The sequence below is a fragment of the Streptomyces sp. NPDC047886 genome (assembly GCF_043204435.1).
In the GTDB taxonomy this organism is placed as follows: domain Bacteria; phylum Actinomycetota; class Actinomycetes; order Streptomycetales; family Streptomycetaceae; genus Streptomyces.
Genome location: NZ_JBIDCF010000006.1, coordinates 75,632 through 89,571 on the forward strand (window position 1 = coordinate 75,632; position 13,940 = coordinate 89,571).

Annotated in this window: 10 protein-coding genes and 1 pseudogene; 6 read left to right on the forward strand and 5 right to left on the reverse strand. The window is 74.3% G+C overall.

Annotation, left to right across the window (positions count from 1 at the left end; translation table 11 throughout):
* Positions 1-9 precede the first annotated feature (9 nt).
* From ACGF5U_RS20845 to ACGF5U_RS20855, 3 genes are all read left to right on the forward strand, one after another.
* Positions 10-2,745, forward strand: coding sequence for a Tat pathway signal sequence domain protein (locus tag ACGF5U_RS20845; RefSeq protein WP_392711403.1), 2,736 nt, complete (start codon positions 10-12; stop codon positions 2,743-2,745).
* Positions 2,746-2,886: 141 nt separating this feature from the next.
* On the forward strand, positions 2,887-3,732 hold the full coding sequence (locus tag ACGF5U_RS20850) for a hypothetical protein (protein ID WP_392711404.1): 846 nt from the start codon (positions 2,887-2,889) through the stop codon (positions 3,730-3,732).
* A gap of 63 nt (positions 3,733-3,795) precedes the next feature.
* Positions 3,796-4,281: a hypothetical protein gene (locus tag ACGF5U_RS20855; protein WP_392711406.1), complete on the forward strand. Its 486-nt coding sequence runs from the start codon at positions 3,796-3,798 to the stop codon at positions 4,279-4,281.
* On the opposite strand, the gene ACGF5U_RS20860 is transcribed toward ACGF5U_RS20855, so the two are convergent.
* The 3 genes from ACGF5U_RS20860 to mmuM all read right to left on the reverse strand — a co-directional run bounded on the left by ACGF5U_RS20860 (position 4,278) and on the right by mmuM (position 8,751).
* Positions 4,278-5,351, reverse strand: a complete 1,074-nt coding sequence (locus ACGF5U_RS20860; RefSeq protein ID WP_392711407.1) for a LacI family DNA-binding transcriptional regulator — start codon at positions 5,349-5,351, stop codon at positions 4,278-4,280. The two genes, ACGF5U_RS20855 and ACGF5U_RS20860, sit on opposite strands and share 4 nt — an antisense overlap.
* A gap of 259 nt (positions 5,352-5,610) precedes the next feature.
* Positions 5,611-7,518: a DUF2264 domain-containing protein gene (locus tag ACGF5U_RS20865; RefSeq protein ID WP_392711408.1), complete on the reverse strand. Its 1,908-nt coding sequence runs from the start codon at positions 7,516-7,518 to the stop codon at positions 5,611-5,613.
* A gap of 303 nt (positions 7,519-7,821) precedes the next feature.
* Positions 7,822-8,751 (reverse strand): homocysteine S-methyltransferase, encoded by a 930-nt coding sequence (gene mmuM, locus ACGF5U_RS20870; protein WP_392711409.1) that lies wholly within the window; start codon positions 8,749-8,751, stop codon positions 7,822-7,824.
* 120 nt (positions 8,752-8,871) lie between these two features.
* Between mmuM and ACGF5U_RS20875 the strand changes: the two genes are divergently transcribed.
* Positions 8,872-9,972: a family 43 glycosylhydrolase gene (locus ACGF5U_RS20875; protein WP_392711410.1), complete on the forward strand. Its 1,101-nt coding sequence runs from the start codon at positions 8,872-8,874 to the stop codon at positions 9,970-9,972.
* Positions 9,973-9,983: 11 nt separating this feature from the next.
* Complete coding sequence (locus ACGF5U_RS20880) at positions 9,984-11,048, forward strand: rhamnogalacturonan acetylesterase (RefSeq protein ID WP_392711412.1); 1,065 nt, start codon at positions 9,984-9,986, stop codon at positions 11,046-11,048.
* Positions 11,049-11,178: 130 nt separating this feature from the next.
* Here the strand turns inward: ACGF5U_RS20880 and ACGF5U_RS20885 are convergent, their stop codons facing one another.
* Positions 11,179-12,624: an endo-1,4-beta-xylanase gene (locus ACGF5U_RS20885; protein ID WP_392818867.1), complete on the reverse strand. Its 1,446-nt coding sequence runs from the start codon at positions 12,622-12,624 to the stop codon at positions 11,179-11,181.
* A gap of 122 nt (positions 12,625-12,746) precedes the next feature.
* On the opposite strand from ACGF5U_RS20885, the gene ACGF5U_RS20890 reads away from it, so the two are divergent.
* The gene (locus ACGF5U_RS20890; protein WP_392711414.1) at positions 12,747-13,808 is read left to right on the forward strand and encodes a LacI family DNA-binding transcriptional regulator; all 1,062 of its coding nucleotides are present in this window, start codon (positions 12,747-12,749) and stop codon (positions 13,806-13,808) included.
* Here the strand turns inward: ACGF5U_RS20890 and ACGF5U_RS20895 are convergent.
* A pseudogene (locus ACGF5U_RS20895) lies at positions 13,786-13,911 on the reverse strand (carbohydrate ABC transporter permease); the annotation flags it as partial. The gene ACGF5U_RS20890 and the pseudogene ACGF5U_RS20895 overlap by 23 nt on opposite strands.
* Between the last annotated feature and the right edge of the window lie 29 nt (positions 13,912-13,940).

Below are 13,940 nucleotides of genomic sequence, written 5' to 3' on the forward strand. Positions count from 1 at the left end.
GGAACACCCATGCCTCCGATCCCGCGCAGATCGCTCCTCAAGGCCGCAGCGGCCGCCGGAGTCGCCGCCCAGTTCAGCTGGACGCTCGGCCGGGGCACCGCGCAGGCTGCGCCGGGCGCCGCCGCCGCGGCGGGCGACGCGCCCGTCACCGTCGGCTGGCTGGAGTCCGGCGGCCTCGGGGCCGCACCCGGATCGACGTTCGGTGTGCCCTGGCCGAAGGGCGCCGTACCGGCCGGCAAGACGTTCGCGCTGGCGGGCGACGACGGCACCGCCGTCCCCGTGCAGACGTGGGCCACCGCCTACTGGCCCGACGGCTCCCTCAAGTGGACCGCCCACGCGGTCGGACCCGCCGCCGCCCGGAGCGAGCGGTTCACCCTCACCCCCGGGGCCAGCGCCCAGGCGCCCGACCGGGCCGTCACGGTCACCGAGACCGGCCGGCGGATCACCGTCGACACCGGCACCATCAAGGCGGTCGTCTCCAAGGACGGCGAGAAGCTCGTGGAGTCCGTCACCCGGTCCGGTACGAAGATCGCTACCCACGGGCGGCTGGTGCTGCTGCGCCAGAGCGACCTCGACGACGGCGACCAGGGCAACGCCCGGTGGGAGCGGTTCGACGGCGAGATCTCCCGCGCGGTCGTCGAGCAGCGCGGACCCGTGCGGGCCGTCGTCCGCGTCGACGGCAAGCACCGCAAGGGGAGCCGCAGCTGGCTGCCGTTCAGCGTGCGCCTCTACTTCTACGCGGGCGCCGAGTCGTTCCGGATGGTGCACACCATCACGTACGACGGCGACCAGACCGAGGACTTCATCCGGGGCCTCGGCGTCCGCTTCACCGTGCCCATGCGCGACGCCGCGTACGACCGCCACATCCGTATCGCCGGCGAGGACAAGGGCTTCCTCACCGAAGCAGTCCAGGGCATCACCGGTCTGCGCCGCGACCCCGGCGCCGCCGTCCGAACGGCCCAGGTGAAGGGCGAGAAGCTGCCCGACCCGGCGACCTGGGACCAGCGGGTCACCAGCCGCCTCCAGTACATCCCCACGTGGGGCGACTACACCCTCGCGCAGCTCTCCGCCGACGGCTTCACCCTGCGCAAGCGCACCAAGCCGGGCCACGGCTGGATCCCCGCCGGGGGCGGCCGCAGGGCCAACGGCTTCGGCTACGTCGGCGGTGCCGGCGGCGGACTCTCCTTCGGGCTGCGCGACTTCTGGGAGAAGCACCCCGCCCAGCTCGACATCCGGGGCGCGGCGGGCGACGCCGCCGAGGTCACCCTCTGGCTCTGGTCGCCCGAGGCGCCCCCCATGGACCTGCGCTTCTACCACGACGGCATGGGCCAGGACACCCACCCCGAGCAGCTGGAGGGCCTCAACATCACCTACGAGGACCACGAGCCGGGCTTCGGCACCCCGTACGGCATCGCCCGCACCAGCGAGCTGATGTTCTGGGCCAACGCCGCGACCCCGAGCGCCGAGACCCTCGTCGCCCAGGCCGCCGCCGTACGCACCCCGCCGCAGCTCGCCGCCGGGCCCGATCACCTTGCCCGCGCCGGGGTCTTCGGCGGACTGTTCGCCCCCGTCGACCGCTCGACCCCGGCCAAGGCGAAGATCGAGGACCAGCTCGACTTCCTCTTCACGTACTACAAGGACCAGGTCGAGCAGCGCCGCTGGTACGGGTTCTGGGACTACGGCGACATCATGCACACCTACGACGAGGACCGGCACCAGTGGCGGTACGACGTCGGTGGCTACGCCTGGGACAACTCCGAGCTCTCCCCCGACCTGTGGCTCTGGTACGCGTATCTGCGCTCGGGCCGCGCCGACATCTTCCGGTTCGCGGAGGCCATGACCCGGCACACCGGCGAGGTCGACGTCTACCACCTGGGACAGTGGGCCGGGCTCGGCACCCGGCACGGTGTCCAGCACTTCGCCGACAGCGCCAAGCAGCAGCGCATCTCCACCGCCGTCTACCGCCGCCCCTACTACTTCCTCACCGCCGACGAACGGGTCGGCGACCTCATGCACGACCTGGTCGACTCAGACGAGACGTTCCTCGTCCTGGATCCCATCCGCAAGATCCGCACCGAGCCGTACGAACCCGACCGCAACGCCCTGTCGGTCGGCTTCGGCACCGACTGGAGCGGCCTCGCGGCGGCCTGGCTCACCGAATGGGAGCGCGGGGGACCCAAGGCGGCGAAGGCGGAGGCACGGCTGCGCTCCACCATGGAGACCATCGCCGCCCAGCCCAACGGCTTCGTCCAGGGCACCGGCCTGTACGACCTCGACACCGGACGGTTCGCGGTGGCGAGCGAACCGGTCGTCGGCGTCTCGCACCTGTCCGCCATGTTCGGCCTGGTCGAGATGTGCGCCGAACTCATCGACCTCATCGACATGCCGGAGTTCACGGACGCCTGGCTCGACTACTGCCGCTACTTCAACGCGAGCAAGGCGGAACAGGCCGCACGGTACGGCAGGAACTTCGGCACGCTGCTGCTCTTCCAGGGCCACTCGCGCCAGGACGCCTACGCGGCCGCGCGGCTGGACGACGAGAAGCTGGCCGCCAGGGCGTGGCAGAAGTTCTACACCAGCGACGGCTACACCACCGCCATGAAGTGGGAGAAGACCGAGCTGGAGGGCCCGGACGTGCTCGAACCCGGCTACGAGCACCTGTGGATCTCGACCAACACCACGGCCCTGTTCGGTCTCGCGGCCATCCAGAACCTGGCGCTGGTGGGGGACCGGATGCCGGGGTGACCCGGGCGTGCCGCCCCGGCTCCGCGAGGAGGTCGCGGCCGGGGCGGCACGCGGTACGCCGGTCGCCCGACAGGTCCTGGGCCCATGCCGGGACCCGACCGGTAGGTTGAGGCTCGAACAGACGAGCCACCAGGAGAACCCGTGCCATCGCCCGCCCGCCCCCGCGTCCTGTACGTCACCGACCTCACCTACCAGGCCCGGGGGCGCCGCTACTGCGACGAGGACATCCACCTGTCCGCCCGGCTCCGCGAGGAGTTCGACGTGGCCCTCTGCCATCCGCTGGACGCGGCCGCGCTCATGGACGGCTTCGACGCGGTCGTCGTCCGCAACAGCGGGCCGGTCCTCCACTACCAGGACCGCTACGACGACTTCCGGGCCCGCGCCCTCGCCGGCGGCGTCCGCGTGTACAACGAGCTGACCGGCAAGGGCGACATGGCGGGCAAGCAGTACCTCGTGGAGCTGAGCGCGGCCGGGTATCCGGTCATCCCCACGGTCGACCGGCCGGAGGACCTCGACCGCCTGCCGGAGGCCGACGAGTACGTCGTCAAGCCCAAGCTCGGCGCCGACTCCCTCGGGCTCCGCTTCGTCCCGCGCGCCGAGCGGGCCGCCCTCGCCCGCCTCGCCGGCGAGGGCGGCGTCCTCGTCCAGCCGCGCGTCGCCTTCCGGTACGAGGTCTCCTTCTGCTTCGTCGACCGGACCTTCCAGTACGCCCTGTACGCTCCGGACCCCGCTCGGCGATGGGTCCTGGAGCCGTACGAGCCCAGCGCCGCCGACCTCGCCTTCGCCCGGCGCTTCATCGACTGGAACACCGTCGGTCACGGCGTCCAGCGCGTCGACGCCTGCCGCGCACCCGACGGGGAACTGCTCCTCGTCGAGCTGGAGGACCTCAATCCGTACCTCTCCCTCGACCTCCTCGGCGACGACGTGCGGGAATCGTTCGTCGCGGCGTTCACGGCGTCCCTGCGCGGCCTGCTCGACGCGCCCTGAGCCGCTAGAGTGCCCGCTACGTATATGTGTTCGATGTGCGGACCGTGGAGCTAAGGGGAGGGCATGCACACGGAACTGCGGGAGACCGCGACCGAGTTGGCCGAGGTGCTCTGGCGCGAGCACATCGTCTACCGCGAGCGCGGCGGCGGTGTCGTCATTCGCGGCGAACACGTCCAGCGCTGGATCAGCCTGGCCCCGCGCGGAACCCGCGACGAGGTCATCGTCCGCGCGGGCCGCATCCTCGAAGGCGGCACCACGGCGCCCGCCCGCTCCGAGACGGTGGTCAGCCTCGCCGCCGGTACGGCCGAACTGGCCGCCGTCTGCCGTCGGCTGCTCGCCGACGCCGCCGCCGGGGCCGACACCCCGCCGCGCATCCCCCGGCAGGCCGGCCCCGACCCGGAGTCCCGCACCGGCCGCCGCCCGCCGCGCCCCGGGCGCACCGGCGGGCGCCGGAGCAGGCACACGAGCTGGAAGTCCTGGCTGGTCCTCGTCTGCGTACTCGCCGTGGTCGGGGCGTACGCCTACAGCGTGGCCGCCGCGTACCGCTAGGAAGTGCCCGGCGGGCGTCCGCCCGCGCCTGGACGTCCGGCGCCCGGCGGCGCGGCGGTGCTCGCGCGGACGACCAGGCGGGTCGACAGCTCCGTACGGGTGCTCTCCAGCCGCTCGCCCGCCGTCATCCGGACCAGCAGCCGCAGCGCGGTGGCCGCCATCTCCGACAGCGGCCGGCGCACGGTGGTCAGCCCCGGTGCGGCCCAGCGGGCCTCGGGCAGATCGCCGTACCCGACGACGCTCATGTCGTGCGGCACCCGCAGCCCCCGCTCGGCGAGGGCCCCGTACACCTCCCGGGCCATCCGGTCCGAGCAGACGAACACGCCCGTCGGCGGCTCCGCGAGGTCCAGGAGGTCCAGCATCCCGCTCCGCGCGCCGGCCCCCTGGTCGTCGCCGTGCCGCACGTACTCGGGGCGCCGGGCGACTCCGGCGGCCGCGAGCGCCGAACGGTACCCGGCCACCCGGGCGGCGCCGCACGGTCCGCGCCCGTGCCCGGCGATCACGGCGATCCTGGTGTGCCCCAGGGCGAGCAGGTGTTCCGTCGCGGTCGCCCCGCCCCGCCAGTCGGTCGCGCCGACCGACACCGCACCGGGCGGCGGCTCGGGGACCGGGTCGATCACGACGTACGGGATGCGGTGCCGGCCCAGCCAGGTGTACGGGGCCGGGGCCGGCTCCACCAGGTGGAACAGCACGCCCGACGAGCCCCGCGCCGCCAGCCTGGCCGGCCAGCCGGCCTCCGCGCCGCCCCCGGCACGGGCGGGACCCGCCGAGACGACGACCTCCAGGCCCGCGCCGCGCGCCGCGCGTTCCACACCGTGCAGGACGGCGCCCGACCAGGGGCTGTCGAGTGCGTCCACCACGAGGTCGACCAGCGCGGGCCGTCTGCCGGCGCCGTCCCGGGACCGGCGCACATAGCCGAGCCGGTCCAGCACCTCGGTCACCCGGCGCCGGGTCTCGGGGGCGACGTCCTCCCGGCCGTTGACCACCTTCGACGCGGTCGGCACCGACACCCCGGCCTCGCGGGCGATCACCGCCAGAGTGGGCCCGGCCGGGCCCACGGTGCGTGCCATGCGTTCCTCCCGAACTCCGGTGGCCGCCCCGCGCGGCCGGCGGAGCGGCCCAGCGGCACGAGCATTGGTAAGCGCTTCCTACATTAGGTGCCCCCTCAACTCGACGGGAAGACCTGGGGTTTCAAGGCGCCGCCCGGAGCGAAACTTTCGAAATTTCGAACGGCTGTGAGGGGTGTCGCGAACGCCGAGCCGGGTCGTCACACCGAACGGCCGACCGGCTGGAGTCCCGCACGGCGCGTGCGCCTCACGGTGACACCGGTCACTCCTCGGTGTGCGTCACGCCCGGCGGCGCGAACGCGATCCGCGTCCGCGACCCGTCGTCCGCCCACCGCACCTCCACCCCGTCGTCGTCGGCGGACTCCACCGTCGCCATGCCCTCCGACGGGCCGGGGTCCGCCGTGCCCGTCAGCGACGCGAGCGCCACCAGCACGCGGGTACCCGAGCCGGTCCCGAACGCGTCGGCGGTCAGCCGCGGCACCGTGGCCCACCGGGTGAACGCCGTGCCCCGCGGCGCCCGCACCTCGTCCGCCCCGCCCCAGCCGTACAGCCCGGCCAGCTGCGACGTCAGCGGCTCGCCGGGGCCGGTCGCCCATCCCGAGAGCCGTACCCGCGCCCCGCGCGGCAGCCCCACCACCCGGTGGGCGCGCAGCTCGAACCGGCCGCGCGCCACCGTCACGCTCTCCACCCGCAGCCCCGGCACCATCGGCGGCCCCGCCGGGAACACCGGGCGGTGCCAGGACGCCGCCCAGCCCCAGCCGTCACCGTGGCCCGCGCCCAGCGGCCGGACCCGGCACCGCACCGACGCCACGCCGTCCACCTCGACGGACAGATGGTTGTCGGGCGGGTTCGCGGCGGACGTCGGGCCGGTCGCCGTCGAGTAGGCCAGCCGCCCGTAGAGCACGTCGTGCAGGTCCGGCGTCTCGCCCTCGTAGGGGCGGACCCCGTCGCTGCCGTGGTTGTGCAGCCGCGCCACACCGTCCGCACCCGTCGTCTGCACCAGCAGCCCCGGTGCCGGCAGGGCCACCACCCGGTCGGGGCCCTCGACGGGCGCCGCCTCCTCGCGCGCCGTCCACAGCGGATCGTCCGCCGGGGCCAGCAGCGCCACGAACGCCTTCGACGCCCAGTACGGGGACGCCGGGCCGGAGTACGGCTGGAGCGTCGGCTCGTGCGGCCCGTGCCAGCCGGGGGTCAGCAGCCCGTCCCGCGCGTCGACCGCGCCCCGCTCCAGGAAGTACCGCAGGCAGCCGCTCAGCACCCGCCGTGAGACACCGGGCGCCAGCGGCGTGTGCCCGGTCAGCGCGCCCACCCCGACGGCCGCGCCCGCCGCGAACCGGTACACCAGCGACCGCCCGAAGTGCACCGGCGCGCCGTCCCCGCCGAACAGCAGCGAGAACCCCTCCAGATGGGCGCGCAGCCGGGGCCCGTACACGTCCAGGAGGGCCTTGTCGCCGGCGAGACGGGCGTGCAGCACCGGATACAGGTGCAGCGCCCAGCCGTTGTAGTGGTCGAACGCCCGGCCGTCGCCGTCCGCGTACCAGCCGTCGCCCCGGTACCAGCCCTCCAGCAGCTCCAGGCCCCGCTCCACCGCCCGCGCCGTCTCGGCGTCGCCGCGCCCCACCGACTCCAGGAAACCTGCGACGGTCAGCGGGAAGAGGTACCAGTTGTTCGGGGCGGGGGTGTGCCGCAGCGCGCCGCGCAGCCACTCCTCCGCCCGGTCCCTCACCCCGTCGTCGACGCGGTCCCACAACCACGGCCGGGTGAGCCGCAGTCCGAGCGCCACGGACGCGGACTCCACCATCGGCTGGCCCCGCACATGGTGGTCCAGGATCGGCGGCCACGACTCGGCGTCCTCGCGGCCCGGTGTCCGCGTCCCGGCCGCGAGCCCGTCCGCGTACCGGCCGAGCAGCCCGTACGGGTCGGTGCCTTCGGCGCCCGCGACCCGGAACGCCGCGGCCAGGAACGTCCGCGCGTACCCTTCCAGGCCGTCGGAGCGCACCCCGGAGCTCGACGGCCGCCCCGGCAGGTCCAGCAGGGCCCCGCCCGGCGTCGCCCACCGCCAGGCGGCGCGCACCAGCCCGTCCGCCGCGGCCTCCCAGTGGGCGCGGGTCCAGCCGGTGTACGGGCTGAGCGCGCGGTCGTCGGGCGGTATGCGCAGGTGCTCGTTCATGGCGGGAACCCCAGCCTCTCGCGTCGGGTACGGCGGTGGACGAAGCCCCGCCCGCGCGGGGTCGCCGCGAGGCCGAGGCAGCGTCAACCTAGCGCGGCCCGGCGGCACACGGGTGCCCCGCCGAGGGGGACGGGCAGGTCGCGCGAGTGCCCCGCCGAGGGGCGGGCGCGCGGGTGCCCGCGCCGGGAGGCGGGCGGGTCGCGCGGGTGGTCCCGCCCCGAGGCGCGGGGCCCCTGCTGTCCGGTGTGGCCCGCCTGTTGTCCGGCGCGGTCCCGCCCCGGGGCGCGGGGCCGCCTGGCCGCTTCAGGCCCGGAGGCGGGTGGCCACGTGGGCGATCGCGTCCGGGCCGACCCGGCAGCAGCCGCCGATGATCCGCGCGCCGGCGCGCCGCCAGGCCACCGCGCGCTCGGGCGGGAACACCGCCGGGCCGCGCCAGGCGCGCGCCTCGGCGTCCCACGCCTCGCCGCTGTTCGGGTACACGACCACCGGCTTGCCCGTGACCCGGGACGCCACCGCCACGGCCAGGTCCACGTCATCGGGGGCGCAGCAGTTCACCCCGACCGCGACGATCTCGTCGGCGTCGGCCACCGGCCCGAACGCCTCCTCCAGCGGCTGGCCGGCGCGGGTGCGGTCCCCGCTGACGGTGTACGACAGCCAGGCCGGGACGCCCAGTCCGCGCACCGCCCGCAGCAGGGCCCGGGCCTCGTCGGTGTCGGGGACCGTCTCCAGGGCCAGGACGTCCGGCCCGGCCGCGGCGAGCACCTCCAGGCGCGGGCGGTGGAACCGCTCCAGCTCGGCGACGCCCAGCCCGTACCGGCCCCGGTACTCGGACCCGTCGGCGAGCATCGCCCCGTACGGCCCGGCGGACGCGGCCACCCACAGGGGGCGGGCGACGCCTTCCGCGTGGGCGCGCCGGGCGGCCTCCCGGGCCAGTCGCACGCTGAGCGCCAGCAGCTCGGCCGTCCTGCCGTGGCCGATGCCGTGGCGTGCGAATCCCTCGAACGTGGCCTGGTAGCTCGCGGTGATGGCGAGGTCGGCGCCGGCCCTGAAGTAGGCGAGGTGGGCGGCGACGATCGCCTCCGGATCCTCGGCGAGGAGCCGGGCCGACCAGAGGTCGTCGCTCAAGTCCTGTCCCTGGGACTCCAGTTGGTTGGACATCCCGCCGTCGAGGACGAGCGGGGCCGCGGCGGCGCGGGCGAGGGCGTCGATGAAGGACGGTGGGGGACTGCTCATGCCGGTGAAGCTAGCAATTCCGTCACTCACGCCCCGTTGACCTCTCCGTAACGCGCCTTTACGGTTTCGCCGTTCGGTACTGCAGATGCTGTTCGGTATGACGAACGAGAGGCAGAACGTATGAGCCGCGAGCCCCTACCCGACCGCCGTACGCTGCTGCGCGGCGCTCTCGCCGCGGGAGCCCTGGCCGCCGTACCCGCCACCGCGACGGCCGCCACGCCCACGGCCACCGCCGCCGGGGCCCCCGCCCCCGCCCGGGGCGCCGGAACCGCGCCGACACACCCGTACACCAACCCGCTCGTCCGCAACCGCGCCGACCCGCACATCCACCGCCACACGGACGGCCGCTACTACTTCACCGCGACCGCCCCCGAGTACGACCGCGTCATCCTGCGCCGCTCCCGCACCCTGCGCGGCCTCGCGGGCGCCCAGGAGGCGGTCGTCTGGCGCCGGCACAGCAGCGGCGACATGGCGGCCCACATCTGGGCCCCCGAGATCCACCACATCGACGGCCGCTGGTACATCTACTTCGCCGCCGCCCCCGCCCACGATGTGTGGCGCATCCGCATGTGGGTACTGGAGAACCCCTCCCCGGATCCCTTCCAGGGCACCTGGACCGAGAAGGGGCGGATCATCACGGCCTGGGACACCTTCTCGCTGGACGCCACCACCTTCACCCACCGTGGCAGCCGCTACCTGGCCTGGGCGCAGCACGAGCCCGGCATGGACAACAACACGGCTGTCTTCCTGTCCCGGATGGCGAACCCCTGGACCCTGACGGGGCCCCAGGTGCGCCTCACCACACCCGAGTACGACTGGGAGTGCGTCGGGTTCAAGGTGAACGAGGGCGCCGCCGTCCTCCAGCGCAACGGCCGCGTCTTCATGACGTACTCCGCCAGCGCCACCGACCACAACTACTGCCTCGGCCTGCTCACCGCCGACTCCGGCAGCGACCTCATGGACCCGGCATCCTGGACCAAGTCGCCGACCCCCGTCTTCACCAGCGACGACACCACCAGGCAGTACGGCCCCGGCCACAACTCCTTCACCGTCGCCGAGGACGGCCGCACCGACGTCCTCGTCTACCACGCCCGCCAGTACAAGGAGATCTCCGGCGACCCGCTGCACGACCCCAACCGCCACACCCGCCTGCAGACCCTCGGCTGGAACCAGGACGGCACCCCCGACTTCGGCGTCCCCGTCCCCGACCGCACCCGATGAGGAGCCTCCCCATGGCCCGGCCAAGACGCCTCGCCCTGCTCGCGACCGCCTCCGCCACCACCGCCGCCGCTCTGGCGACCGCCCTCCCGGCCGCGCCCGCGCACGCCTCCGGCCCCTACGGGCAGGGCCTCGACCACTGCACCGGCTCGGCCCCCGTCGTCTGCCGCTTCGACGTGGCCCCCGGCACGTACGACGTCGCCGTCACCCTCGGCGGTGACGCCGACGCCGCCACCTCGGTCACCGCCGAGACCCGCCGCACCCTGCTCGCCGAGACGGCCACGGCCGCCGGGGAGCGGCTCACCCGTTCCTTCACCGTCGACGTCCGCACCCCGGAGGGCGAGCCCACCGGACCCGACGGATCGCCCGGCCTCGACCTGACGTTCGCCGGGCCCGCCCCGGCGCTCGCCGCCGTCCGGGTCACACCCGCGCCCAGGACCCGGCAGCTCGTCCTGATCGGCGACTCGACGGTGTGCGACCAGCCCGGCGCCCCGTACAGCGGCTGGGGGCAGCAGCTGCCGCAGTTCCTGCGCCGGGGCGTCGCCGTCGCCAACCACGCCGACTCCGGCGAGTCCACCGTCAGCTACCTGGCGAACCCGGCCCTCTTCGCGACCGTGCGCGAGCGGATCCGCCCCGGCGACCTCGTCCTCGTCCAGCTCGCCCACAACGACAAGCAGACGGACGCCGTCGCCTACCGCGCCAACCTCACCGCCCTGGTGGACGGCGTCCGTGCCGAGGGCGGCCGGCCGGTCCTGGTCACGCCCGTCGTGCGCCGCTGGTTCAACGGCGACGGCACCCTGAACAACGACATCGCGCTGCTCGTCAACGGGCTCGGCGTCGACCACCCGGCGGAGATCCGCTCCCTGGCCGCCGAACTCGGCACCCCCCTGGTGGACCTGACGGCGCTCACCAAGACGCGCGTGGAAGAGCTCGGCCCGCAGGCGTCGAAGGCCCTGTACCTGACGGACGAGAAGCGCGACAACACCCACACCTCGGAGCGCGGCGCGACCGAGTACGCCCGGCTCGTCCTGGCCGAACTCCAGGCGCGGGGACTTCTCGGCCGATGGGCGCGCGGCTGACACCCGCCCTGCCCGGAGCCGACGCCCGCCTTGCCCGGGAGCCGACGGGTGTGCGGTCGGCGCCGCCCCGCCCCGCCCGGGGCGGGGCGGGGCGGCGCCCCGGGCGGTCGGCGCCACACCGCTCGGCACGTCAGACCGCGCAGTTCGCGCCGTTCAGCGTGAACGCGGTGGGTGCCGCGTTCGCGCCGGACCAGGTGCCGTTGAAGCCGAACGTCACGGTGGCGCCCGGCGCGATGGCCGCGTTGTACGAGGCGTCGGCCGCGCTGACCGCCGGTCCTGACTGGGTCACCCTGGCGTTCCACGCCTGCGTCACACGCTGACCGGAGGGCCAGGTCCAGTCCACGCGCCAGCCGTTCACCGGCGTCGCACCGGTGTTCCTGACCGTCACCTGCGCGGTGAAGCCGGTGCTCCACTGGTTCTGCACGCTGTACGCGACCTGGCAGCCGCCCACGGGACCGGGACCGGGGCCGGGCTCGCCGCTCCACCCGAGCGCCTCGGCGATGCCGTAGTACGCCGGCTTCGGCTGGTAGTTCTCGTCATACGGGGTGGCCGCGCCCTCCCCGGGGAAGAAGTCGGGGATCCAGGAGTCGGAGTCGGTGAACCCCCAGACGGTGACGCCCGCGCAGCGCGCCACCGCGAGGCACGCCTCGGTGACGGCCTTGTAGTCGGCCTTCTGCCGGCTGAGCTTCGCGTCGGTCGCCGGGAGCGGCATCCGGATGTCCAGCTCCGTGATCGCCACGTCGACCCCGAGGTCGGCGAAGCGCTGGATGTTGGCGCGGAGCGTGGACGGCACCTGTCCGACGATGAGGTGGGCCTGCAGACCCACGCCGTCGATCGGGACGCCCTGCGCCTTGAGCGACCTGACCAGGTTGTACATCCCGTCGCTCTTCGCGTTGATCCCCTCGACGTTGTAGTCGTTGAGGTACAGCTTAGCCGCCGGGTCGGCGGCGCGGGCCGCGCGGAACGCGTCGGCGATGTACCCGTCCCCGAGGACCCGCTGGAACACCGACTGGCGGCGCGTACCGTCCTCGTTGAACGCCTCGTTGACCACGTCCCAGTGGTCGATGCGGCCCTTGTAGCGGCCTGCCTCGGTGGCGATGTGGTCGTTCACGACCGTGCGCAGCGCGTCGGCCGTCCAGGTGCCGTTCTCCACCCAGCCCGGCAGCTGGCTGTGCCAGACGAGGGTGTGGCCCCGCACCTTCTGGCCGTGCCGCTCGGCGAAGTCCACCACCGCGTCCGCGCCGGACCAGCGGAAGTCGCCCCTGACCGGCTCGACGGAGCCCCACTTCATCTCGTTGCCCGGCGTGATCGAGTCGAACTGCCCGGCGGTGACGGCGGCGTAGGTGCCGGTCAGCTGGGACGCGGTGACGGCGGTCCCGTAGTAGACGCCTTTCGCGGCGGCGAGGTCCCGCAGCACCGGATCGGCCGCGGCGGCCGCCGCCGAGGCCCGCTCCGCGGTGGCGGAGTCCTTCGTGGCCCCGCCGGCGGCGGTGTGACCGGGCGCCGCGGCCCCGACCACCAGAAGGGCCGTGGCCGACATGCCGAACACGGCTCTGCGTAAGCTCTGGAGCTTCATGGACGTCCCTCTCATGATGGCTTCACGTCTGCGCCGGATTTCCGGAAGGCTGCTGCAAAGTTTCGAGAGTGCGCCCGGAACGGTAGAGGCGCGCGGGGCAATCGTCAACGGAGGTGGGGGAATTGAACAAGGACAGGACCGCCAGGGGGAAGGTCACGATCACGGACATCGCCCGGGAGGCCGGCGTATCCGTACCGACCGTCTCCCGGGTCGTCAACGGCAGGTCCGACGTGTCGCCGGCCACCCGGGCCCGCGTGGAGGACCTGCTCAAGGAGCACGGCTACCGCAGGCGACCCGGCGCGCCCGGCGACCGCGCCGCCCTCCTCGACCTGGTCTTCAACGACCTGGACAGCCCCTGGGCCGTCGAGATCATCCGCGGTGTCGAGGAGGTCGCGCACGCCGCCGGAATGGGCACCGTCGTCTCGGCGATCCACGGCCGCAGCGGCGACGCCCGCCAGTGGATGCGCAACCTGCGGGCCCGCGCGTCCGGCGGCGTCATCCTCGTCACCTCCGTCCTGGAACCCGTCCTCCACGAGGAACTGCGGCGCCTCGGCGTACCGCTGGTCGTCATCGACCCGGTCGGCTCGCCCGCCCTGGACGCCCCGACCGTCGGCGCCACCAACTGGGCGGGCGGCATGGCCGCGACGGAGCACCTGCTGCGCCTGGGGCACCGCAGGATCGGGTTCGTCGCCGGGCCGCCCCGGCTGCTGTGCTCACGGGCCAGGCTCGACGGGTACCGGGCGGCGCTCGAGGGCGCCGGGATCGCCGTGGACGAGACGCTGATCGTCCCGGGCGACTTCTACCACGCGTCCGGATTCACCGGCTGCAACACCCTGCTGGACCTGGCGGAGCCCCCCACCGCCCTGTTCGCGGCGAGCGACCAGATGGCGCTGGGCGCGGTCGAGGCGCTGCGCCGGCGGGGTCTGCGGGTCCCGGAGGACATGAGCGTGGTGGGTTTCGACGACCTTCCGGAAGTCCGCTGGTCCGCACCGCCGTTGACCACGGTCCGCCAGCCGCTCGCCGAGATGGGCAAGTCCGCCGTACGGACCGTGCTGCGGCTCACGCGCGGCGAGGAGCCGGACTCGCCGCGCGTGGAACTCGCCACGGAGCTGGTCGTCCGGGCCAGCACGGCCGGGACGACCGGCCGCCGGGGCGCCGCCAGCCCTTCGTCGCGCCGGCCGTGATCCCGCCCACCAACTGGCGCTCCTCGACCGAGTGGAAGGCCAGTGCCGGGACCATCGCCAGCACGAGGTAGGCGCAGACGCGGGCGGTGTCGGCTGCGTACTGGCAGCAGCAGGAACAGCGGAAGGATCGCC

Excerpts from the sequence above, each read along its gene's own strand:
- ACGF5U_RS20865 (WP_392711408.1), bottom strand. The coding sequence starts at position 7,518 with ATGAACGAGCACCTGCGCATACCGCCCGACGACCGCGCGCTCAGCCCG.
- ACGF5U_RS20885 (WP_392818867.1), bottom strand. The coding sequence starts at position 12,624 with ATGAAGCTCCAGAGCTTACGCAGAGCCGTGTTCGGCATGTCGGCCACG.
- ACGF5U_RS20855 (WP_392711406.1), top strand. The coding sequence starts at position 3,796 with ATGCACACGGAACTGCGGGAGACCGCGACCGAGTTGGCCGAGGTGCTC.
- mmuM (WP_392711409.1), bottom strand. The coding sequence starts at position 8,751 with ATGAGCAGTCCCCCACCGTCCTTCATCGACGCCCTCGCCCGCGCCGCC.
- ACGF5U_RS20860 (WP_392711407.1), bottom strand. The coding sequence starts at position 5,351 with ATGGCACGCACCGTGGGCCCGGCCGGGCCCACTCTGGCGGTGATCGCC.
- ACGF5U_RS20875 (WP_392711410.1), top strand. The coding sequence starts at position 8,872 with ATGAGCCGCGAGCCCCTACCCGACCGCCGTACGCTGCTGCGCGGCGCT.
- ACGF5U_RS20880 (WP_392711412.1), top strand. The coding sequence starts at position 9,984 with ATGGCCCGGCCAAGACGCCTCGCCCTGCTCGCGACCGCCTCCGCCACC.
- ACGF5U_RS20845 (WP_392711403.1), top strand. The coding sequence starts at position 10 with ATGCCTCCGATCCCGCGCAGATCGCTCCTCAAGGCCGCAGCGGCCGCC.